Here is a 22115-nt window from a genome sequence, read left to right as displayed (position 1 = left end):
GGCTCCTCCCGCCGCCTGCGCCAGAAGTGCTTCACCGCTGATCGGGGACTGCTGCGCGCACTCGCCCGAACAACCAGCCTCACCGGGATGGCAAAAGTTCATCTGAGACGCTGACCCCATGGATCTGATCCCCGCGCCCGTCGCCGTCGAAGGACTGGCCCCCGATGGATTCCTGTTGGACCGGAGCACCACGCTTTACGCGGCGCCAGGCACAGAGACCACGGAGCGCTGGCTGCGTTCCGTGGTTGGTCCCGCCCTCGGTCTGCAGCTGGTGCCGGGAGATGAAAGGGCCAAGAATTCGGTCGCGCTGCACATCGACGACGCTCTGGAGCCCGAGGCGTACAGGCTTGGTGTGGTCCGGAGCCAGGGCATTGAGATCCGCGGCGGCAGTGCGGCGGGGGTTTTCTGGGGCGCCCAGACCCTGCGTCAGCTCCTTGGCCCCGACGCTTTCCGCCGCGCGCCTGTCCACTCCAACAAGAAGTGGGTCATCCCCTTCGCGACCATCGAGGACAGTCCCCGCTTCCCCTGGCGCGGCATGATGCTCGACGTGGCGCGGCACTTCCTGCCCAAGGACGACGTCCTGCGCTATCTCGACCTCCTCGCCGCGCACAAGCTGAACGTCTTCCACTTCCACCTCACCGACGACCAGGGCTGGCGCATCGAGATCAAGCGCTACCCGCGGCTCACCGAGGTCGGCTCCTGGCGGTCCCGTACCAAGCACGGCCACCGGGCCTCCGAGCTCTGGGACGAGACCCCGCACGGCGGTTACTACACGCAGGACGACATCCGCGAGATCGTCGCGTACGCCACCGAGCGGCATATCCGGGTCGTTCCCGAGATCGACATCCCGGGCCACTCGCAGGCCGCCATCGCCGCGTACCCCGAACTGGGCAACACCGACGTCATCGACACCACCACCCTCTCCGTCTGGGACACCTGGGGCATCAACGCCAACGTACTCGCCCCCACTGACAACACCCTTCGCTTCTTCGAGGGCGTCCTCGAAGAGGTCCTGGCACTCTTCCCCGCCGCCACCTCGCCGTTCATCCACATCGGCGGCGACGAGTGCCGCAAGGACCAGTGGAAGGAGTCCCCGGCCGCCCAGGCCCGGATCGACGAATTCGGCCTGGCCGACGAGGACGAGCTGCAGTCCTGGGTCATCCGGCACTTCGACACCTGGCTCACCGCTCGCGGCCGCCGGCTCATCGGCTGGGACGAGATCCTCGAAGGCGGCCTCCCGGCGGGCGCCGCCGTGTCGTCCTGGCGGGGTTACGGAGGAGGCATCGCCGCCGCCGAGGCCGGCCACGACGTGGTGATGTGCCCGGAGCAGCACGTCTACCTGGACCACCGTCAGGACGGCGGCCCCGACGAACCGATGCCCATCGGTTTCATCCGCACCCTGGAGGACGTCTACCGTTTTGAACCCGTGCCCCCGGGCCTCTCCGAGGAGGCGGCCCGTCACATCCTCGGCACCCAGGCCAACGTCTGGACCGAGGTCATGCAGAACCGGTCCCGCGTCGACTACCAGGTCTTTCCGCGCCTCGCGGCGTTCGCCGAGGTCGCCTGGTCGCCCCTGCCCGCCTCCGCCGACCGTGACTTCGCGGACTTCGAACGGCGAATGACCGCGCATTACGCCCGACGTGACGCCCTCGGCGTCGACTACCGGCCACCGGGCGGTCCGTTGCCCCGGCAGCAGCGCCCCGGCGTCCTCGGACGCCCCATCGAGGGGCCGCCCCCGAACGTGTGATTCCGTCCGCGCTCCGGGTCCGGCCGGCCCGCTCCGCGGGAGCGGGCCGGCCGGCGGTCATGGCCCGGAACAGGCGTCCGTCAACGCACAGCCGGAACGGAACAACCCACCCAGGGCTCGCCGAAGAGTGGCAATTCGCACTCCGCGCCGAAGTCGGTCGAATCCGGATCATCCCCCTGGTAGGGGACGGATATGCCCTTCGCGGACCCTCGCGTCGGTCCGATCGGAAGATGTGCCAGAGTTGCCACGTCCGGGCTTTGAGCACGTACCGTACGGCGAAACGAGCCGGACAGCCGGGACACCGGGAAGGGGCAGCTGGGTTGACCACGCACGCACCGCAGGCGACGCAGTCCGTGACGCTGCCGGCCTCGCTCGACGAGGCCGTGGCGGCACTCGGCGCCATGCCTGCAGCCGTTCCTGTGGCGGGTGGGACGGACCTGATGTCGGCCGTCAACAAGGGGCTGCTGCGCCCCTCGGGACTGGTCGGCCTCGGCCGGATCAGCGAGCTGCGCGGCTGGCACTACCAGGACGGTCACGCCCTGCTCGGCGCCGGACTCACCCACGCACGCATGGGGCGGCCCGACTTCGCCGCCCTCATCCCCGCCCTGGCCGCGTCCGCGCGCGCCGCGGGCCCGCCCCAGATCCGTAACGCCGGAACGCTCGGCGGCAACATCGCCACCGCGGCCCCGACCGGCGACGCCCTGCCGGTGCTCGCCGCCCTGGAGGCCGAGCTCGTCATCGCGGGCCCGGGCGGCGCCCGCCGCGAGTTCCCTGTCTCGCACCTGCTGGCCGGCCGCGACATGCTCGAACCCGCCGAACTGATCGGCTTCGTCCGCGTACCGCTGCTGCACGCCCCCCAGGTCTTCCTGAAGGCCACCGGCCGCACCGGCCCCGGCCGCGCCACCGCGTCCGTCGCGATCGTGCTCGACCCGGCCCGGCGCGGGGTGCGCTGCGCGGTCGGTGCCATCGCGCCGATGCCGCTGCGGCCGCTGGAGGCCGAACGCTGGATCGCCTCACTGATCGACTGGGACGGCGAACGGGGCCTGGCCCCCGACGCGCTGGCCGCCTTCGGCGAGTACGTCGCCGCGGCCTGCATCCCGGACCAGGCACCGCCCGCCGACGGGGGAGAGGCGCCACCGCTGCCCCCCGCCGTACTGCATCTGCGGCGCACCGTCGCCGCGCTGGCCCGACGCGCGCTGGGGAGGGCACTGTCGTGAGCAACGAGGACCACAACGAACAGCACGGGCAGCGGGAGCAGCCGCAGCACGGGGGCTGGCAGCCGACGCCACAGGGCGGCGAGTACGACGCCGAGGCGACCGCCTTCGTCCACCTGCCGCCGGAGGACCTGGCGAACATCCCGTTGGCCGCGCCCGGCCAGGGCTACGTACCGCCGATGATCCTGCCGCTGACGCCCGCGGCCGGTCTCGACCCGGCGGCCACGGGCAGCTGGGTCGTGCAGACGCAGAGCCAGCAGGAGCGGGCCGCGGAACCGGAGCAGCCGGCGCCCGGCGCGGTGCACTGGCCGGACCCGAACCAGCAGCAGACGCAGTACGGGTACGAGTACCCGCAGCAGGAGCAGTACCGGGAGACGCCGGCCGCGACGGGCCAGTGGAACTTCACGGAGCCCACCGAGTTCGCCCAGCAGGCCGACCACACCGCGCACGTCGACCACAGCGGTCACACGGACCACGGCGTGCAGCCCGACCACACCGCGCACGTCCACCACAGCGGTCACACGGACCACGGCGTGCAGCCCGACCACACCGCGCACGTCCACCACAGCGGTCACACGGACCATGGCGGTCACACGGACCACGGCGTGCAGCCCGACCACACCGCGCACGTCGACCACAGCGGTCACACGGACCATGGCGGTCACACGGACCACGGCGTGCAGCCCGACCACACCGCGCACGTCGACCATGGCGGTCACACGGACCACGGCGGTCACACGGACCACGGCGGTCACACCGACCATGGCAGTCACACCGGCCACACCGGTCAGTGGACGATTCCGGTCGCCGACGGTGACCTCCCGGAGGAGTCCGGCGAGTTCGCCGCCTCGGCGCTGGCCTCCCAGTGGTACGCGGACCGGACTCCACCGGCCACGCTGCCGGGTGGTGCGCCCGCACCGTGGGCGACACAGCAGCCGGTCGCGGAACCCGAGCCCGCCCCCGTCCCCGAGTTCGAGCCCGCGGTGGAGCCGGCGCCCGGAGCGGACATCGAGCCGGAACACGCGTCGGGAGCCGATTTCGCGCCGGCCGCGGAGCCTGCGGCCGAGCTCTCCGAGCCGTCCTCCGAGCCGTCCTCCGTGGCGTACGAGGCACCGGCACCGGCACCGGAAACGGCCGCCGAGGACGGCCCCGTACCGACGGCCGCAGACGCCGCAGACGCCGGAGGCACGGGAGGCACGGGAGACACGGGAGACACGGGAGACATCTCCGTTCCCGAAGAGGACCTCGCGCAGGCTCCGGCCCCCCACACCGCCGTATCGGACGACGCCCCGGCCGAGCACCCTGCCGAGCAGTCGCCGCCCGACACACCGCTGCCGGACGAAGAGCAACTCCCCGAGCCCCAGCCCGTCCCCAGCGAGCACCCGGCTGCCTCCTACGTCCTGCATGTGAACGGCGCCGACCGCCCCGTCACCGACGCCTGGATCGGCGAGTCGCTCCTTTACGTGCTGCGCGAGCGCCTCGGCCTCGCCGGTGCCAAGGACGGCTGCTCGCAGGGTGAGTGCGGTGCCTGCAACGTCCAGGTGGACGGCCGGCTGGTCGCCTCCTGTCTGGTCCCGGCGGCGACCGCCGCCGGCAGCGAGGTCCGTACGGTGGAGGGCCTGGCCGTGGACGGCGAACCGTCCGACGTCCAGCGCGCCCTCGCCAAGTGCGGAGCCGTCCAGTGCGGTTTCTGCATCCCCGGCATGGCGATGACCGTCCACGACCTGCTGGAGGGCAACCACGCCCCCAGCGAACTGGAGACGCGCCAGGCGCTCTGCGGCAACCTCTGCCGCTGCTCCGGCTACCGGGGTGTCCTCGACGCCGTGAACGAGGTCATCGCGGGCCGCGAGGCCAGTGCCGACCTGGCAGCCTCGTCGGACTCCTCGTCCCCGGAGCCCGACGAGGCCCGCATTCCCCACCAGGCGGCCGCAGGCGCCGGCGGGGTTCAGCCGCACTCGCAGGACGGAGGCATGGCGTGAGCAACGACGCGGCCACCGCGGCCACCGCCGCCAACGCGACCAGCACACGGATCCCCACCCCGGCGGCCGGACCCGACGCCGAGCCCACCGCGCTCGGCCTGGGCGTCTCCCTCCTGCCCGCCGACGCGCGAGCGAAGACCGAGGGCACCTTCCCGTACGCCGCCGACCTCTGGGCCGAGGGTCTGCTGTGGGCGGCCGTACTCCGTTCCCCGCACCCGCACGCCCGCATCCTGTCCATCGACACCTCGGGCGCCGTCGAGATGCCGGGCGTACGGGCCGTCGTCACGCACGAGGACGTCCCCGGGGAGGGCGCGTACGGGCGCAAGGTCGTCGACCGCCCGGTCTTCGCCTCCGACCTGGTCCGCCACCACGGCGAGCCGATCGCCGCGGTCGCCGCCGACCACCCCGACACGGCGCGTCTCGCCGCCGCGGCCATCGCCGTCGAGTACGAAGTGCTCGAACCGGTCACGGACCCCGAGAAGGCGTTCGAGGCCGAGCCCCTGCACCCCGACGGCAATCTGATCCGGCACATCCCGCTGCGTTACGGCGACCCGGACGCCACCGGCGAGGTCGTAGTCGAGGGCCTCTACCGCATCGGTCGCCAGGACCCGGCCCCGATCGGCGCCGAGGCCGGGCTCGCCGTGCCCCGGCCCGACGGCGGCGTGGAGATCTACACCGCCTCCACCGACCCGCACACCGACCGCGATCTCGCCGCCGCCTGCTTCGGCCTCGAACCGGACCGGGTGAAGGTCGTCGTCACCGGCGTCCCCGGCGCCACCGGCGACCGCGAGGACCCCGGCTTCCAGCTGCCGCTGGGACTTCTCGCGCTGCGTACCGGCTGCCCGGTCAAACTGGCCGCCACCCGCGAGGAGTCCTTCCTCGGCCATGCCCACCGCCACCCCACGCTCCTGCGCTACCGCCACCACGCGGACGCCGAGGGCCGGCTGGTGAAGGTCGAGGCGCAGATCCTGCTCGACGCGGGCGCGTACGCCGACGCCTCGTCCGAGTCGCTGGCCGCGGCGGTCGCGTTCGCCTGCGGCCCGTACGTCGTCCCGCACGCCTTCATCGAGGGCTGGGCGGTCCGTACGAACAACCCGCCGTCGGGCCATGTGCGCGGCGAGGGCGCGATGCAGGTCTGCGCGGCGTACGAGGGCCAGATGGACAAGCTGGCCGCCAAGCTCGGCATCGACCCGGCCGAGCTGCGCCTGCGCAACGCCCTGTCCACCGGCGACATCCTGCCCACGGGCCAGACGGTGACCTGCCCGGCACCGGTGTCCGAACTGCTCACCTCCGTACGGGACTTCCCGCTCCCCTCCCTCCCCAAGGACACCCCGGAGGACGACTGGCTGCTCCCCGGCGGCCCCGAGGGCGCGGGCGAACCCGGCGCGGTGCGCCGAGGCGTCGGCTACGCGCTCGGCATGGTCCACATGCTCGGCGCGGAGGGCGCCGACGAGGTCTCCACGGCCACGGTCCGGGTCCACGACGGCATCGCCACGGTCATCTGCGCCGCGGTCGAAACGGGCCAGGGCTTCTCGACCCTCGCCCGTCAGGTCGTGCAGGAGACGCTGGGCATCGAAGAGGTCCACGTGGCGTCCGTCGACACCGATCAGCCCCCGGCGGGCCCGGCGACGCACGGCCGCCACACCTGGGTCTCGGCCGGAGCGGTGGAACGCGCGGCCAAGATGGTCCGTACGCAGCTGCTCCAGCCCCTGGCCCACAAGTTCGGCATGTCCACGGAGCTGCTGCAGATCTCCGACGGCAAGATCACCTCGTACGACGGGGTGCTGTCCACGATGGTCACGGAAGCGATGGACGGCAAGGAACTCTGGGCCACCGCCCAGTGCCGCCCCCACCCGACCGAACCCCTGGACGAGTCGGGCCAGGGCGACGCCTTCGTCGGCCTCGCCTTCTGCGCGATCCGCGCGGTGGTGGACGTCGACGTCGAACTCGGCTCCGTACGGGTCGTCGAGATGGCGATCGCGCAGGACGTCGGCCGGGTCCTCAACCCGTCCCAGCTCGCGACCCGAATCGAGGCGGGCATCACCCAGGGCATCGGCGCCGCCCTCACCGAGAACCTCCGCAGCGCCCGCGGCCTGATCCGTCACCCCGACCTCACCGGCTACGCGCTCCCGACCGCCCTGGACGCCCCGGACATTCGCATCGTCAGACTCGTCGAAGAACGCGACGTAGTGGCCCCCTTCGGCGCCAAGCCCGCCTCGGCGATCCCCGTGGTCACCTCCCCGGCCGCCGTGGCCGCAGCCGTACGATCCGCCACCGGCCGCCCGATCAACCGCCTCCCCATCAGACCCCAGGCGGCGGTGGCGACCCCCAAGTCCTGAGCCCAGCACGGATGGCGTGATCCGGGTTGGGTCCGCAACCCGGAGAAGCGCAATGTCACCGCCGCTGACTATGGTGAACACCGAAGCGGTGGTCGGCTGTTGCCAAATGGGGGAGAAAGCTGTGCGACCGAGCGATCCGGGGACGGAATCTTCGGCATATCCATTGGCTGTCATGGGTGGACTCGGAGCGATCGGAGCGGTGTCCCAGAACGCCGTGGGTGAACTGGTCACCGAATTGTCGTCGTTCACCAAGTTCCGCGACCGCATCGACGAGCTGCTGCGCGACCTCAAGGCGTCCCCGGCAGGACCCAAGAAGCTGGGCGAAGACCCCATGTCCCGCTCGCAGCTCGGCGGCGGCGACAATCAGTGGGCCGAGGCGGCTTCGCTGTTCATGTCGTACCAGACGGTGATCACGGAGCTGGAGTCGCTCTCCAAGCTGCTCGCGGACTCCATGGAGGGCATGAGCATCGCGGTACTCGCGTCCCACAACGGCTACGAGAACTTGGACGAGGACATCCGCCGCCGCATGCTCGCGATCAGCGACGAGGCGAAGGAGCACTACGGGGGCGAGTACGACCCGGCGCAGGCTCCGGCGAAGCAGAGCGGGCATGGGCCGGCGGCTGTGAAGTCTACAGAGCCGGACACTGGCGACACTGCCGGTATCGGCGGACTCTGATGACGGCGATCACTGGCGTGGCACGAGGATAGACGGGGGCAGCGGGATGGATCACAAGGAAGCCGGGCCGGGGACTCCGTTCGACAGCATGTCTCACGAGAACATGCTCGCGTGGTTGGACGCGGCCAACAGCGGGGCGATTCAGGGTGCGTCGGACCGGCTGGTGAGCGCGTCGGCGGAGATCCGCAAGATCGCGGAGGACCTCAAGGTCCGCCCGCAGATGGTCGAGTGGAAGGGCGAGGGCGCGGACGCGTTCCGCACCTGGAGCGCGGATCTGGCGAACGCGACGCTGCGGCTGGGGGCTTACAGCGAGGGCGCGTCGAAGTGGCTGGCTCAGGCATCCGACGCGATCGCCTTGGCACAGGTAGCCATCCCGCGCACACATGCGGGGGCGCAGGCGAACCTGGATGCCGCGCTGGCGGCGCGGAACGACCCGGATGCCTCTGCGGTAGCGCGGAGGTCGGCGGAAACGCTGATCGCTGCGAAAGAGGCGAACCGCCAGGAGGCGGCGGCAGAGATGCGGAAGCTGGCGCAGTCGTACGCGTTCTCCTCGTCGCAGATGGCCGCGCTTGAGAAGCCCGCCTTCCCACCGCCGCCACAGGCGATTGTGCCCCCGCCGGAGGAGGCGCGGTACGGAAGCGCCGGACGCGAGTTCGGGACTGCCGCCGTGGCCCGTGGCACGCCGGCGTTTGCGACGACAACTGGGCCAGGCGGCGGCCAGACTCCATACCACGTGACGGTACCTTCAGGGGGTAGCGGTTCCTCGCCTTCTCTTGTTGGGAATTCCGCAGTTCCGCGACCAGTCAGCATGGAGATCGCGGGAGCTACTGCGTTGCCAGATGCTCCGTCGAATCCCTCAGCGATTCCACCTGTTGTGGGCGGGAGTAAGAGCGAAGGCGGTCTTCCTCCGACGGTAAATGTCTCTCCGCCCGGCATTGGCGGAGGCCGCCCTGTGGTCCCACGGGTGACAGGTGGCGGTAGGGCGACTGGCATTGCGCGTCCGCCCGCGCCGACTTCGAGCGGGGGAAACCTGGGTGCCGGAGGTATTGACCGACCGCCCCGTGACGGCGGAATCGTTGGAGGCCGGCCCGTTGCACAGACTTCCGGCCGCGCGGCCGGCGGCCTTCCTCGTGGCACGGTGGTCGGTGGCGAAGGGACACATGCCGGTCGTGCACCGATGGGGCACGGTGCGGGTATGGGAGGCGCCGGAGGCAGCCGTAACGGCATCGTCGGGGGCCGCCGTCTTGCGGGCGAGGTCGGCGGGGTGGTGGGTGGTCGCCCGCAGCAGTCACGACGCACAAGCGATCGTCCATTCACGCCTGGGGGCACCGGCTTGGTCCAGGGCGCCACATCGACTGAAGGCGCTCGTGGGGCCGGCCCGGTAGGGCGTGGGGGAGCTGTCACCCCTCAGAGACCGGGAGATTTGCGTCGCGACGAGGGCGAGCGGCCGGACTACCTCGTCGAGGATGAGGAAACCTGGCGGCAGGGCCACCGACGGGTCGTGCCACCTGTCATCGATTGAACTTAAGGAAACGGCAAAGGAATCGGATGCGTACCAGCAGTAGCAATATGGGAGTCACCCATCGATTCATGGTCCCTGCCGTACTGGGACTATTGCTGGTTGGGGGAAATGCGACGCCCGCGCATTCGGACTCGGCCCGCTCCGAGCAGTGGCATCTCGATGCGATGAAAGCCGAGGAGATGTGGAGGACGAGTACCGGTGAAGGGGTTACCGTCGCTGTCATCGACTCTGGTGTGGATGCAACGAACCCTGATCTTGGCGGGCGCGTACTCAGGGGACTGAATCTGGAGCACAATGTTCCCGGAAACGAGCTTGAGGATTACAGCGGCCACGGGACGGGGATGGCTGGCCTCATCGCTGGAACAGGTAAAGCGAAAGGAGGGAATGGGGCTTTCGGCTTGGCGCCCGGAGTGAAGATTCTTCCGATTCGGATGCCGAAGGCCACCAAGGCCGCGAATCAGGCTGCCGCCGAAAGGCGATTCCATGAGAACATCCCGAAGGCGATTAGGTATGCAGTTGATCACGATGCCAAGGTTGTCAATATTTCCTTGGGAGTGACGACGGGCTCGCAGCAGCTAAATGATGCCGTCAAATATGCCCTCGATGAGGGGGTGCTTATTTTTGCGGCCGCTGGGAACAGTGGTGACGGTGCAAACCTACTCGAATACCCGGCTGGTACACCTGGTGTAGTCGGTGTGAGTGCCATTGGTCAAGACTTCCAAAAGACAGAGGAATCTCAGTTCGGACCGCAGGTGGATCTCACTGCACCTGGCGAGAAAATGATTCATGCCTGTGGTGAGGCAACAGGGTTTTGTGAATCGCATGGGACCAGCGACGCCACCGCTCTCGCCTCCGCCTCCGCAGCCTTGATCTGGTCCAAGCACCCTGATTGGACCAACAACCAGGTACTGCGGGTCCTACTCAACACGGCCAGTCGCCCAACCAGTGGTGCCGAGCGCAATGACTACGTCGGCTACGGCGCTGTCCGCCCCCGCATCGCCCTGAAAACCCCAGGCGACCCCGGCCCGGCCGAGGTGTACCCGCTGCCCGACCTTGCCGCCGCCGAGTCCGCCGAGCCGACCAAGACCACGGGTAGTTCCGAGGAGAGCGACAAGTCGGCTGTCGCAGACCCGGACACTGACGACGACAGCGGCCATACCGCCCTCTGGACCGGCCTGGGCATCGGCACAGCCGCGCTCATCGGCGCCGCAGTGGTCGTTGTGGCCATCCGCTCCCGCCGCCGTAAATCCGCCGCCGCAGCCGCACCGCCCGCATACCCGCACCAGCCTCCGCACCCCGACCCGTACCGGCAATCCCAGCCTCACCAGCAGCCCACGCACCCGGCCTATGCACCCCCTCCGACCGCTCCTCCCGGCTCCAACTCGCCCTGCGCATAGGTACAGGAGTCCGGGACCTCGGTCCATCACACCTGGTCGACCGAGGTCCTGCCGGAGGACGAGACGGTACGGACCCTGGCACGCGCGCAGACGTACTTCCGGAGCGCGGGATGGAGCGTGCGCCACGTGCCGACGCGTGAGGGCACCCCCGCCGTCGTCGCCCGCCACCCCGAAGAGGGCACGATCGCACAGGTCGCAGCCTCGACCACCGGCGCGGTGCGCGTCCTCCCACGACAAGGAGTTCACCGAGAAGTGGGGGCCCGAGCTGCGCAAGATGGGCACGGAACGCATCCCGCTCGCGAAGCACGACTACAACGGGCCGTTCGGCTACCAGCTGCTCGGCGGGATCATGCGGTACGGGAGCTACGACGCAAAGTTCCTCAACCCGATCGCCGAGCACGTGGCGCAGCTGCACCAGAAGGACCCGTACATGTTCGCCGACAACAAGGTGGTGAACAGCCCGTTCAAGAACCCGTTCAACCCATCCGGTGTGAACGGGGCGGGCTACGACCCGGCCACCGCCATGCTGGAGGCGCTCGGCAACAGCCCGGAGGCGGCGAAGAAGTTCTTCACCGACGAGCCGACCGCGTACAACGAGGACGGCACGGTCAACCACGGTGCCAAGGCCGACCTCGGCAAGGGGATCGACAACTACCTCGACTTCTTCGGGAACGAGAAGTGGGAGTCCTTCCCGGACGTCAACTCCCTCGACCAGAACGAGCTCAAGGCATCGACCGACCAGATGCCCGACGCCTTGGGTCACGCCCTGGAGGCCGCGACCCTCGGCTACCCGGCCGGGGACCCGGACGCGGGCGTGGTGCGGGACGCGGACAACGCCGCGGTCATGCAGCAGGTCATGGAGAAGTACGGAGCGGACGCCGGCCTGCTCAAGGAGCACGAGGCGATGGCCGACAGCCTGGGCACCATGGGCGCCGGCTACATCGACGACATCAACTGGGCGCTGGAGAAGAACGACGCGAACAGCCCCTTCGCGCCGGGCAAGAACCCGGACGGCCACCTCGACTTCGCGGACACCCAGGACAAGAACGGCCGGAGCGTCGTCCGGGGCTTCCTCAGCACCCTGGGCCAGCACCTGGACGCCTACGCGACAGTGTCGGCGGCGGAGCAGGTCTACACCCGCAGCGTGCTGGAAGGCCAGGTGGGCGCCGACGGGAAGATCGACACCGGCGCGGCCAGGGCGACCGTGCACACGGGTTCCGAGGTGCAGGGCATGCTCGATCAGTCCCGGGCCGACCAGGTCGAGGTCACGAACCTCAAGACCCACGAGGACTACGAGAAGGCGGTGGCCAAGCGGGCGGGGTGGGTCGAATTCGGTGCCAACGGGGCAGCGGCGAAGGCCGGGCTCAACCGTTGCATTGCCGATGCCGGATGGGGGGTGTTCCTGACGATCCTGCACGCCAAGGCTGAGAGCGCCGGACGGGAAGTGATCGCCGTGGACCCCCGCAACACCTCCCGGACCTGCCCCGAATGCGGGCACACCGCGAAGGAGAGCCGGCCCACACAGGAGAAGTTCCACTGCGTCAGCTGCGGCCACCAAACGCATGCCGACAAGGTTGGGGCACTCAACGTTCTACGGGCCAGGCTGGTCCGTCGCAACGCCAACCAGGCATAGCGAGAAGCCACCCCGTTCACGGGGTGGAGGAGTCACGAGGATCGGCTACGCGACGGGCAACGACCGCGAGAACCAGCAGGGCAACGCCCCGGAGACCGGCTGAGCCCGGTGGGAGGGCCGATGACCGGGAGGGCCGATGAATACAGAATGAGGCAGATGGTGATCAGTCGTAGGACCCGGCGTACGGGCCTCCTCGGGGCGACCCTGACCGGCTCCCTGCTCCTCGGGGCCGCAGGCTGCTCGGGAGGGGGCGACGGGGCCGTGAAGGAGCCGGACGTGACGGTGGCAGCCGGCGCTCTCTGCGGTGGTTCCGCCGTGTCCCCCGGCGCGGCCGAGGCGCTGAAGACGATCACCGGTTCCTCGCGGTTCGAGGCGTCGGGTGAGACATCCACGGTCGCCCATGCCGCGAAGGAGCTGACTGAGGGGTTCACGTCCTCCGCCACCGGTGACGGGGAGGTCTGCCGCGTGTACACGGCTCGGGACGAGCTCCGTATCACCTGGCAGCTGTCCAGCAGCGCACCCGTGGATGATCCGGCGGCGAAGTTCAGCGTGCTGGACATGGGGGAGCGGGCGCTGGCCGCGCCGGACGGCGCGTTCCTCCGGTTCGCCTGCCGCAGCGGAAAGGTGCCAGGTTCCGGCCCGGCCCATATCGACATCGGCGTCGAGCGTGGGGGCATGCCCACGGAACCCGAGGGCGACCCCGAGGCACTGAAGGACGCCTATGCGACCGTCGCCCACTCCTTCGCCCTGGCCATGGCGAAGGAACTGGGCTGCGAGAACGACGGAGGGTTGAAGGCGAAGCCTTCCCTGGACCCGGTGTGAACCGGCCCCCGGCACAGCGAAACGGCCGCCCCCGCACGGTGGGGCGGCCGTTTCCGCTTCGGGCTTCCGCCCGACCGGCCGGAACCGCTGGGACCGGCCGGAACCGCTGGAGACCGTGACCGGACTCGACCCGGTGGAACTCGAGTTGCAGTCGAGCCCCTGAGCCTCTCGGGCACACGGTCAGGTGTTCTTCCTCGCGCCGGAAGGTACGGGCCCGCGACGACCGCTCTCAAGGGGCTCCCGCGGCCCGCAACACGACCGCCGTACGGCGTTCAAGAACGGCCGCGGGGCCGAACCGTGACCGCGCGCCCCTCGGGGCCGGCGGTCCTACGGCCAAGGGCCGGTCCGGACTACCCCCGCCGACAGGGTCTCTGTCGTCATGAGTGCCCTGGAACCGCGTGGGCAGGCCTGGCGCACCGCCCTGTCGCCCACCGGGAACCGGATCCCCAATGTGCTGAGCGCCGCCGAACCATGACCATGGACGCATTCCGCGGAAGGACCGGCAGCTGACGATCACCTTTCCTACCCGCGCCCGCCTCCCCCCTCCTCCGGGGCCAGTTGCGCCATCACCAGCCCGTACAGCAGCTCCACGTCCACGAAGTTGGGGTCCGAGTAGGAACGGACCAGGAAACCGGTGTTGCTGTCAGAAGTTTTGACAGGCCATGATTCGGGCCGTCAGGGTGTGGGGGCGAGCGATGACCCGACGATCGGTTTCCTGAAGGCGGACGTGGCACGGTTCTGTGCTGGTCTGGATGATCTGGCTCCGGCGATATCTGACCAGGCAGCGGCGCTCGCTAGCGGTCGTGCACCGGGAGATCGCCCGGGTGTGCCGGGCCAGGGTTCTGCAGGTGCCGTCGCGTGGCGCGCTGGCGCGTCGGGTGGAGAAGCTGGACCCGATGGCCAGCACCGAGGCGCGGGAAGGGCCGGACGCCGCCCGGTCGCTGTTGTCGGCTGGTGGGACGCCGTGTGGAGATCGTTCGTCGATGAGCTCGAGCACGCCTTGTCCTGTCGCTGCCCTTCGGTGAGTGCGCCCACGCGCAGGAGCGGATCGCGGCCCGCATCCCGCCCGGGTGACGGGCCGGTCAGCCGGTGAAGGGTTCCAGGGCGAAGCGGCCGATCGCCACGAAGGCGGTCAGGGCAAGGTAGACCCCGTCTCCCAGCGCGGCTTTGGGCTCGCCACGGCGCATCCGCAGGATCATGGCGCCGGTCATGATCAGTGCCAGGCCACTGGCCGCCAGTGGTACGAGTATCGGCGCGATGCCGAGCAGGGCGGGCAGGGTCAGGCCCACGGCACCGAGGATCTCGAGTGCTCCGATGGCCTTGAGGGTGCCGGGCTTGAAGTCGAGGACCCAGCGCGCGGCGTCGGCCATCGCGGCCATCTTCTCCCGTGGGACGAACAGCTTCCCGAAGCCGGAGAACAGGTAGACGGCGGTCAGTAGTCCGGTGACGATCCACAGTGCGGTGTTCATGAGTCCTGTCCTCGGTTCAATGTCTGGGGTGGCGGCCGCGGGCGGACCCGGGGTCGTTCCGGGTCCGCCTGAGAGCTTGAGGGGGAATGGCCGCGTCAGCCGAACTGACCGGGCTGGTACTCGCCGCCGGGCGTCCGGGTGATCACGTTCAGCCGGTTGAAGGCGTTGATCACGCAGATCAGGGCCACCAGGGCCATGAGCTGGTCCTCGTCGTAGTGCTTCGCCGCGTTCGCCCACGCCTCATCGGTGACGCCGCTGGAGTCGGCGAGGCGGGTGCCCTGCTCGGTGAGTTCCAGCGCCGCCCGCTCCGCCTCGGTGTAGACGGTCGTCTCCCGCCATGCCCCGACCAAGTTGATCCGCACCGCGCTCTCGCCGGCGGCCGCGGCGTCCTTGGTGTGCATGTCGAGGCAGCCGCCGCAGCCGTTGATCTGGCTGGCGCGGATCTTCACCAGCTCCTGCACCGCCTTCGGCAGCGCCGAGTCGGTGATGGCCTTGTTCGACGAGATGATGTGCCTGGCCCACTTCGACCCGACCTCGTTGCGCATGGGGTTGATCCGGGTTTCCATCTCGGTCTCCTTCGTCTTCGGCTGCTTTCACCACTACGACGAAGCACTCCGCCAAGACGTAACAACCCCAACAACCCCATGCGCTCGACGTGTTCTACTCGGGTCGCTCGGGCAGCCCCATGGTGTCGAGGCGCTTGCGGTCGCTCACGGTCAGGAGCTCGACGATCCGGCCGTCGACCACGGTGCACGCCACCACGCCGAGCACCTTGCCGTTCGCACCCCAGGCCACGAACCCGGGCTTGCCGTTGACCAGGACCGAGAGCACCGAGGTCATCGACCGGGCACCGCGCAGGACCGGTTCGGCCACCTCGGCTGCCCCGACCGTGGTCATCACGCCCTGCGGGTGGTACGTGCGCCAGGTCACCTTCGGATCGAGCAGTCGTACGAGCCCTTCGAAGTCCCCGTTCCGCGCCGCGGCAAGAAATGCGTCGACCACTGCCCGCTGCTGCCGCGGCTCCTGCTCCGGCAGCGATGTGCCCTGCACCTTGCGGCGGGCCCGGCTGGCGAGCATCTTGGTCGCGTCGGTGGACCGCCCGATGATCTCGCCGATCTCGGCGAAGGGCACCGCGAACATGTCATGCAGTACGAACGCCAGCCGCTCGGTGGGCGTGAGGGTGTCGAGCACCACCAGCAGTGCCAGCCCGACCGATTCGGCGAGCATCGCGTCGTCCTCGGGTGCCGCCCCGCCGTCCACGGTCACCACCAGCTCGGGCAGCCGGTCGTCGTACGACAGCTCGGCCCGGGTCTTGCGCGAGCGCAGCACGTCGATGCAGACCCGGCCGACCACGGTGGTCAGCCAGCCGGCCAGGTTGTCGATCGCGGCCGCGTCCTGTCGCGCCAGCCGGATCCACGCCTCCTGCACCGCGTCCTCGGCGTCCACCCGCGACCCGAGCATCCGGTAGGCGACCGCCACCAGGCGCTCGCGCTGCTGTTCGAAGGCTCCCGCCAGTGCTTCGTGCGGACCTGATCCGGTCATGTCGTTGCCCTCCTGCGCGAATTCCGTCATGGTCATGACGGGCCCGAAGGTGCCGAGGTAACCGTTCGAGATGAAGCGGCTCGGCCGCGACGCAGCCGAGCTGACCGCGCTCGCCGACCACCTCGCAGCCCACGGCCTGGTCCTGGAGATGCTCGCCGGTCCCCTCGCCGGGATCTACGATCCCACCGGACACGGCCGCCTCCTGTTCGCGTTCTTCGCCGCGATGGCGGAGACCGAGCGCGAGAACATTCGGGAATCGACTCTGGAAGGGCTCGACACCGCGGCCCGCAAGGGCAAGCACGGCGGCCGGCCCCCCGTCATCACCAACAACGACATGCTGCACACCGTGCTCCGCCGCCGTACGGGCGGCGAAACCGTCGAGCAGATCCAGCCCGACCTCATCATCCCCACCGGCAAGCGCAAGGGGCAGAACCCGAGCCTGTCCAGCGTCTACCGGGCCCTGGCCGAACACGAGAAGCGAGCCGCGTACCCCGAAGCCGTGACCGCGGCGCACACCGACTTCGCCGCCCTCCAGGCCGCCGGGGGCCTACCGGGACAGGGAAGCGCGAAGGAGTCGGCCAGCCTATCCGGGCCAGCTCGGAGACCATGATCAATCTCACCGATACTGGCTGTTCCGTTGGTCCTACCGACGCCAATTGCATCGGATGCGAACAGGCGACACCCCCTTGCCGATGTCGTTGCGCAACGAGCCGACACCCTGACCGGCCCTGGACCAGGCCGACTTGTTCGACACCAGCGTGCCTGTGTCACCGCCACTGGGGTCGACAGGCACCTGGTTCAGTCTCGTGTGCGTGCTCTGCCGTTCGACCGCCGCGGTCTTGAGCTGCTCCCACTCCTCCCACGCCATGCGTGGCCCTCCCCGTCTCTCATGCGTATGCCACTCAGCGGAAATAAATGTGCGATCGCGATGTTCTGGATGCCGGGTGCCGGGTGCCCGGTGTCGAGCTGATCGAGGAGAGCGATATTGCCTCTTGCGCAGATGACCGATCCGTACGGGACACAGGGCGTCTGAGTATCTGCACTCAGGCGGAACGCGGTCCTCGACGGGTCCGTGTGCGTCGAAGTCAACCGAGACGAGGGTGTGATCTGTCGATGGTCCTACCCGTTCCGGCCTCACCCCTCCTCCGGGGCCAGTTGCGCCATCACCAGCCCGTACAGCAGCTCCACGTCCACGAACTCCCCTTCCTTCGGCGCCCCGCACCGCCAGCTCAGCGGGTACGTGTTGCCGTCCGGTGCGGGGATTCCCACGTACTGGTCACAGGTAGCCGGCCCGAAGCACCTGGCCCCCGGCGGCCAGTCGTACTCCTTGCTCGAACCGGGCGGGACCAGGAAGTACGTCCACCGGCCGCCCGCGACCTCCCGTACGACCGGGCCCGGTTCGCCTTCCGTGAGCGTTCCGAGGTGCTGCAGCACCGCCTCTCCCCGTACGCCCCGCAGTCGGATGGCGTCGAAGTGGATGCCGGTCAGGTGGAGTTGGTGCCCGGCGGCGGGTACCCATTCGGGGCGTTTCTTGCTCGTCATGACCACAAGCATTCCGATGGCTGCGTAGCGTGACCAGGAGGACGCGGTCCACATCGACGGGATGTGGAGAGGGTGGTGGTGGCTGTGGGGACAAGTAGTGCGCGATCGCAGGTGCGGAGGCTTGTGGGAGACCTGATTCGTATCCATCGGGTGCGGGCCGGGCTCACGCAGAAGGACGCGGCGGACCAGCTGTTGATCTCGGAGTCGCTGATGGGGGCGGTCGAGCGGGCGGAGCGCATTCCGTCGCTGGAGCTGCTGGCCGACGCGGACCGGGTCTTCGTCGCGGGCGGTGCGCTGAAGGCGTGCGTCGAGCTGATCGACGAGGAGAAGTACCCGGCGAAGTTCCTGGACTGGGCGCGGCTGGAGCGGCAGGCGCGGGTCATCAGCGCGTACGAGACGATGCTGATTCCGGGGCTGCTCCAGACGGAGGCGTACGTGTACGCCCTGTACCGGGCGCGCAAACCCGCGTACACCGAGGACGAGATCGTCCGGCACGTCGAGGCGCGGCTGGAACGGCAGGCGGTGCTGATGCGCACGCCGCCGCCGTACGTCGGGTTCGTCATCGAGGAGTCGATCCTGGAGCGGACGCTCGGCGGCGCCGAGGTGTTGAAGGAGCAGCTGTTGCATCTGCTGGAGTGCATGCGGCGGATGAACCATCTCACCGTGCAGGTGATGCCGTCGGATCAGCACACGCATGCGGGATTGAACGGGCCGATGCAGTTGATGTGTACGGCGGAAGGGCGCAATCTGGTGTTCGCGGAGAGCCAGGGCGGCGATAGGTTGATCGCCAGGCCGGAGCAGGTGGGTGACATGTTCGACCTCTTCGGCATCCTGCGGGCCCAGGCGCTCAATCCCTGGAAGTCGGCGGAGATCATCGAAACGAAGGCGAGGCAACTGTGACCACCGGGCCCGAGCTCTCCTGGTTCAAGTCCAGCTACAGCAACAACGAGGGTGAAGCCTGCGTCGAAGTCGCCTACGACTGGCGCAAGTCCAGCTACAGCAACAACGAGGGGGGAGCCTGCGTCGAGGTCGCCGCCTGCCCCCACACCGTCCACGTCCGCGACTCCAAGGTCACCGACGGCCCCACCTTCGCCGTCGCCCCCGCCGCCTGGGCCGCCTTCCTGGCCGGCGCCGTCGCGGGCTGATCGCGAACGTGTTGCGAGCTGCTGATCCCGGCCCCGCGGTCGTCCTCATCACTGGTGTGATGGCGTCCGGGAAGTCCACCGTCGCCCAGGCCCTCGCCGAGCGGCTGCCGAAGGCCGTTCACGTGCGTGGGGACGTCTTCCGGCGGATGGTGGTGTCCGGGCGAGCCGAGATGGTGCCAGGAGCGTACGAGGAGGCTGTCGCCCAACTCCGGCTCCGGTACCGGCTGTCCGCGATGACGGCCGATGCGTACGCGGGCGATGGCTGGACCGTCGTGGTGCAGGACGTGGTGCTGGGGGAGGAGTTGGCCGCGTACGTCGAACTCGTACGGACCCGGCCGCTGTACGTCGTCGTGCTCGCCCCGAAGCCGCATGCCGTTGCCGAGCGGGAGGCCGGGCGGGGCAAGAGCGGTTACGGGGCCGGGTGGACGGTCGAGGCCTTGGACCGGGTGCTGCGGGAGGAGACGCCGCGGATTGGTCTCTGGCTGGACACGACCGGGCAGAGCGTGGAGCAGACGGTCGACGCGGTCCTCGCGGAGCTCGGCCGGGCGCGGGTGGTGGGAGCGGCGGAGAGCTGAAGCGGCTGGAGGGCCGATACGTTCGGACCTAATGTCTTATTTAACAACCGTTCCTCTATGGTTGGTGCGGTAACGCACCAACCGGAGGAGTCAGCCGCATGAGCAATCTGTTCGTCATCGCCTACGACGATCTCGCCACCGCCGACCAGGTCCGGGACAAGCTGCTGTCCATGAACCGCGAGCACCTCGTCGAGCTGGAGGACGTCGTCGTCGTCGAACGGCGCGAGAAGGACGGCAAGATCAAGCTCCATCAGGCCGTCAACCACGTGGGTAACGGTGCCGCGGGCGGCGCGCTGTGGGGGAGCGTCATCGGGCTGCTCTTCCTCGTGCCGTTCCTCGGTGCCGCGGTGGGCGCCGCGGCCGGCGCCGCCGGAGGGTCCGCCGTCGACACCGGTGTCAACGACAAGTTCATGAAGGAGCTGAGCGCCAATCTCCGGCCTGGCGCCGCCGCCGTCTTCGTGCTCGTCAAGACGTCCGTCCGCGACAGGGTCGTCCCCGAGATCGTCAAGTTCGGCGGTCAGCTCGTGCAGACCTCGCTCAGCAAGGAGGACGAGGCACACCTGCGGGAGATGGTGAAGGAAGCGCTCAAGGAAGAGACGACGATCGCCTCCTGATCTCCGGACCGTACGAGAGAAGGCGACCGCCCGCGCCGCGCGCAGGGTGGTCGCCTTTCGTATGGGGGGACCCGGTGCAGACGTATGGCGCGTGCTGGGCGGGCTCCCGGGTGGAGGCCGTGACCGGATTCGAACCGGTGTAACTCGAGTTGCAGTCGAGCCCCTGAACCACTCGGGCACACGGCCGTGTGTTCCTCGTCGTGGTTCGACCGTAGGGGCGGGTGTCCGCGCTGCTCAAGAGCGCGGGCCGGGCCGCAATGCGACTGCCATGTTCCGTTCACGATCGGCTCCGCGGTCCTACGACCAACGGACGAGCGGCGGACCGCCTCGCGACAGGGTTCATCCAAGATCTTGCCCCTTACTCTTGGGCTCATGAGTGCCCTGGAACCTAGAGACGCCGACGCCGACACCGGGATCAATACTGGGATCAATGCCGATGCGGCGTTGCCCGTCCCGGGTGCCGCGTCCGGCGGGGTGCTCGGGCGGGACTACCGGGTGCTCAGTGTCGGCATCGTCTCCGTCGTGTTCCTGATCGCCTTCGAGGCGACGGCCGTGGGGACCGCGATGCCGGTCGCCGCCCGTGAGCTGCACGGCATTCCGCTCTACGCGTTCGCGTTCTCCGCGTACTTCACCACCAGCCTGTTCGCCATGGTCCTGTCCGGGCAGTGGGCGGACCGGCGCGGGCCGCTGGGTCCGCTGGCCGCCGGGATCAGCGCGTTCGGGGCCGGGCTGCTGCTGTCGGGTACGGCGGGCAGCATGTGGATGTTCATCGCCGGGCGGGCCGTGCAGGGGCTCGGCGGCGGGCTGGTGATCGTGGCGTTGTACGTGGTGATCAGCCGGGCCTATCCGGAGCATCTGCGGCCGTCGATCATGGCCGCGTTCGCCGCGAGTTGGGTGATCCCGTCCGTCGTCGGACCACTCGCCGCAGGGAGTGTGACCGAGCACCTGGGATGGCGGTGGGTCTTCGTCGGCATCCCCGTCCTCGTGGTGTTCCCGCTGGCGCTCGCGCTGCCCGAGATCCGGCGCCGGGCCTCGGGGCCGGCCGATCCCGCGGCACCCGTCGAGCCGTACGACCGGCGCCGCATCCGTCTTGCGCTCGGGATCTCGCTGGGGGCGGCGCTGCTCCAGTACGCCGGGCAGGAGCGGGACTGGTTCGCGCTGCTTCCGGCGGTTGTCGGGTTCGGGCTGCTCGTCCCCGCCGTACGCGGACTGCTGCCCCCGGGCACGGGCCGGGCGGCGCGAGGGCTGCCCTCGGTGGTGCTGCTGCGCGGGGTCGCGGCCGGGTCGTTCATCGCCGCGGAGTCGTTCGTACCGCTGATGCTGGTGACCCAGCGCGGGCTGAGCCCCACGCTGGCCGGGCTGTCGCTCGCGGCCGGGGGCGGGACCTGGGCGCTCGGTTCGTACGTACAGGCCCGGCCGCGCCTTGAGCCGTACCGGGAGCGGTTGATGGTGGGCGGCATGGTGCTGGTCGCCGCGGCGATCGCGGCCGCGCCGTCCGTGCTGATCGACTCGGTGCCGGTCTGGACCGTCGCCGTGGCCTGGGCCTTCGGGTGCTTCGGCATGGGCATGGTGCTCGCTTCGACGAGCGTGCTGCTGCTGAAACTGTCGCCGCCGGAGGAGGCGGGTGCCAACTCCGCAGCGCTCCAGATCGCCGACGGGCTGTCGAACGTGCTGCTGCTGGCCGCGGGCGGGGCGGCCTTCGCGGCGCTCGGCGGAGGCGTGGTGGGGGCTGTGCACGAGGCGGCGGAGGCGGGGGCCTCGGGGTCTCATCCGGGGGCGTTCGCGGTGGTCTTCCTGCCGATGGCGGGGGTGGCGCTGGTGGGGGCGTGGGTGGCGGCGCGGGTGCGGACAAAGCCTTAGGTACCGTGTGGTACCACTCTGGCCCCACTCGATGGTACC

The 22115-nt window shown here is 69.7% G+C and carries 18 protein-coding genes and 2 tRNA genes; 14 read left to right on the top strand and 6 right to left on the bottom strand.

Annotation, left to right across the window (positions count from 1 at the left end):
- The first annotated feature begins 118 nt into the window (after window positions 1–118).
- The 8 genes from OH735_RS13865 to OH735_RS13830 all read left to right on the top strand — a co-directional run bounded on the left by OH735_RS13865 (window position 119) and on the right by OH735_RS13830 (window position 13329).
- The gene (locus tag OH735_RS13865) at window positions 119–1747 is read left to right on the top strand and encodes a beta-N-acetylhexosaminidase (RefSeq protein WP_406381798.1); all 1629 of its coding nucleotides are present in this window, start codon (window positions 119–121) and stop codon (window positions 1745–1747) included.
- 320 nt (window positions 1748–2067) lie between these two features.
- A complete protein-coding gene (locus tag OH735_RS13860) occupies window positions 2068–2964 on the top strand; it encodes an FAD binding domain-containing protein (protein ID WP_406381797.1) in 897 nt (298 codons plus the stop codon).
- Window positions 2961–4940: a 2Fe-2S iron-sulfur cluster-binding protein gene (locus OH735_RS13855; RefSeq protein ID WP_406381796.1), complete on the top strand. Its 1980-nt coding sequence runs from the start codon at window positions 2961–2963 to the stop codon at window positions 4938–4940. The genes OH735_RS13860 and OH735_RS13855 overlap by 4 nt, the downstream gene beginning before the upstream one ends.
- Entirely contained in the window at window positions 4937–7279 is a 2343-nt protein-coding gene (locus OH735_RS13850) for a xanthine dehydrogenase family protein molybdopterin-binding subunit (protein ID WP_406381794.1), read from the top strand. The genes OH735_RS13855 and OH735_RS13850 overlap by 4 nt, the downstream gene beginning before the upstream one ends.
- 172 nt (window positions 7280–7451) lie before the next feature.
- The gene (locus OH735_RS13845; RefSeq protein ID WP_406381793.1) at window positions 7452–7955 is read left to right on the top strand and encodes a hypothetical protein; all 504 of its coding nucleotides are present in this window, start codon (window positions 7452–7454) and stop codon (window positions 7953–7955) included.
- A gap of 1548 nt (window positions 7956–9503) precedes the next feature.
- On the top strand, window positions 9504–10874 hold the full coding sequence (mycP, locus tag OH735_RS13840) for a type VII secretion-associated serine protease mycosin (protein ID WP_406381792.1): 1371 nt from the start codon (window positions 9504–9506) through the stop codon (window positions 10872–10874).
- A 274-nt stretch (window positions 10875–11148) separates the two neighbouring features.
- On the top strand, window positions 11149–12507 hold the full coding sequence (locus tag OH735_RS13835; RefSeq protein ID WP_406381791.1) for a zinc ribbon domain-containing protein: 1359 nt from the start codon (window positions 11149–11151) through the stop codon (window positions 12505–12507).
- Between the two features lie 156 nt (window positions 12508–12663).
- Window positions 12664–13329, top strand: a complete 666-nt coding sequence (locus OH735_RS13830; RefSeq protein WP_406381790.1) for a hypothetical protein — start codon at window positions 12664–12666, stop codon at window positions 13327–13329.
- A gap of 107 nt (window positions 13330–13436) precedes the next feature.
- On the opposite strand, the gene OH735_RS13825 is transcribed toward OH735_RS13830, so the two are convergent.
- From OH735_RS13825 to OH735_RS13810, 4 genes are all read right to left on the bottom strand, one after another.
- Window positions 13437–13511 (bottom strand) — tRNA-Cys (locus OH735_RS13825).
- Between the two features lie 900 nt (window positions 13512–14411).
- On the bottom strand, window positions 14412–14798 hold the full coding sequence (locus OH735_RS13820; RefSeq protein ID WP_406381789.1) for a DoxX family protein: 387 nt from the start codon (window positions 14796–14798) through the stop codon (window positions 14412–14414).
- Window positions 14799–14893: 95 nt separating this feature from the next.
- On the bottom strand, window positions 14894–15364 hold the full coding sequence (locus tag OH735_RS13815) for a carboxymuconolactone decarboxylase family protein (RefSeq protein WP_406381788.1): 471 nt from the start codon (window positions 15362–15364) through the stop codon (window positions 14894–14896).
- 94 nt (window positions 15365–15458) lie between these two features.
- Window positions 15459–16376: a sigma-70 family RNA polymerase sigma factor gene (locus OH735_RS13810; RefSeq protein ID WP_406381787.1), complete on the bottom strand. Its 918-nt coding sequence runs from the start codon at window positions 16374–16376 to the stop codon at window positions 15459–15461.
- Window positions 16377–16410: 34 nt separating this feature from the next.
- Between OH735_RS13810 and OH735_RS13805 the strand changes: the two genes are divergently transcribed.
- Window positions 16411–16950, top strand: a complete 540-nt coding sequence (locus tag OH735_RS13805; protein ID WP_406381786.1) for a recombinase family protein — start codon at window positions 16411–16413, stop codon at window positions 16948–16950.
- Window positions 16951–17474: 524 nt separating this feature from the next.
- Here OH735_RS13805 and OH735_RS13800 read toward each other — a convergent pair.
- Window positions 17475–17882, bottom strand: coding sequence for a hypothetical protein (locus tag OH735_RS13800; protein WP_406381785.1), 408 nt, complete (start codon window positions 17880–17882; stop codon window positions 17475–17477).
- A 123-nt stretch (window positions 17883–18005) separates the two neighbouring features.
- Here OH735_RS13800 and OH735_RS13795 point away from each other — a divergent pair, with 123 nt between their 5' ends.
- The 4 genes from OH735_RS13795 to OH735_RS13780 all read left to right on the top strand — a co-directional run bounded on the left by OH735_RS13795 (window position 18006) and on the right by OH735_RS13780 (window position 20216).
- Window positions 18006–18782, top strand: coding sequence for a Scr1 family TA system antitoxin-like transcriptional regulator (locus OH735_RS13795; protein WP_406381783.1), 777 nt, complete (start codon window positions 18006–18008; stop codon window positions 18780–18782).
- Window positions 18779–19027, top strand: a complete 249-nt coding sequence (locus OH735_RS13790) for a DUF397 domain-containing protein (protein WP_406381781.1) — start codon at window positions 18779–18781, stop codon at window positions 19025–19027. Before OH735_RS13795 ends, OH735_RS13790 begins: the two co-directional genes overlap by 4 nt.
- An 8-nt stretch (window positions 19028–19035) precedes the next feature.
- Complete coding sequence (locus tag OH735_RS13785) at window positions 19036–19602, top strand: AAA family ATPase (RefSeq protein WP_406381780.1); 567 nt, start codon at window positions 19036–19038, stop codon at window positions 19600–19602.
- Window positions 19603–19700: 98 nt separating this feature from the next.
- The gene (locus OH735_RS13780; RefSeq protein ID WP_406381779.1) at window positions 19701–20216 is read left to right on the top strand and encodes a DUF1269 domain-containing protein; all 516 of its coding nucleotides are present in this window, start codon (window positions 19701–19703) and stop codon (window positions 20214–20216) included.
- A 111-nt stretch (window positions 20217–20327) separates the two neighbouring features.
- Here OH735_RS13780 and OH735_RS13775 read toward each other — a convergent pair.
- A tRNA-Cys gene (locus tag OH735_RS13775) sits at window positions 20328–20402 on the bottom strand.
- A gap of 186 nt (window positions 20403–20588) precedes the next feature.
- Between OH735_RS13775 and OH735_RS13770 the strand changes: the two genes are divergently transcribed.
- Entirely contained in the window at window positions 20589–22076 is a 1488-nt protein-coding gene (locus OH735_RS13770; protein WP_406381778.1) for an MFS transporter, read from the top strand.
- Window positions 22077–22115 lie beyond the last annotated feature (39 nt).

This window comes from Streptomyces sp. NBC_01618, assembly GCF_045209435.1.
Classification (GTDB): domain Bacteria; phylum Actinomycetota; class Actinomycetes; order Streptomycetales; family Streptomycetaceae; genus Streptomyces.
Note: the sequence above shows the minus strand (reverse complement) of the source record. Positions and strands in the feature narration are given on the sequence as shown.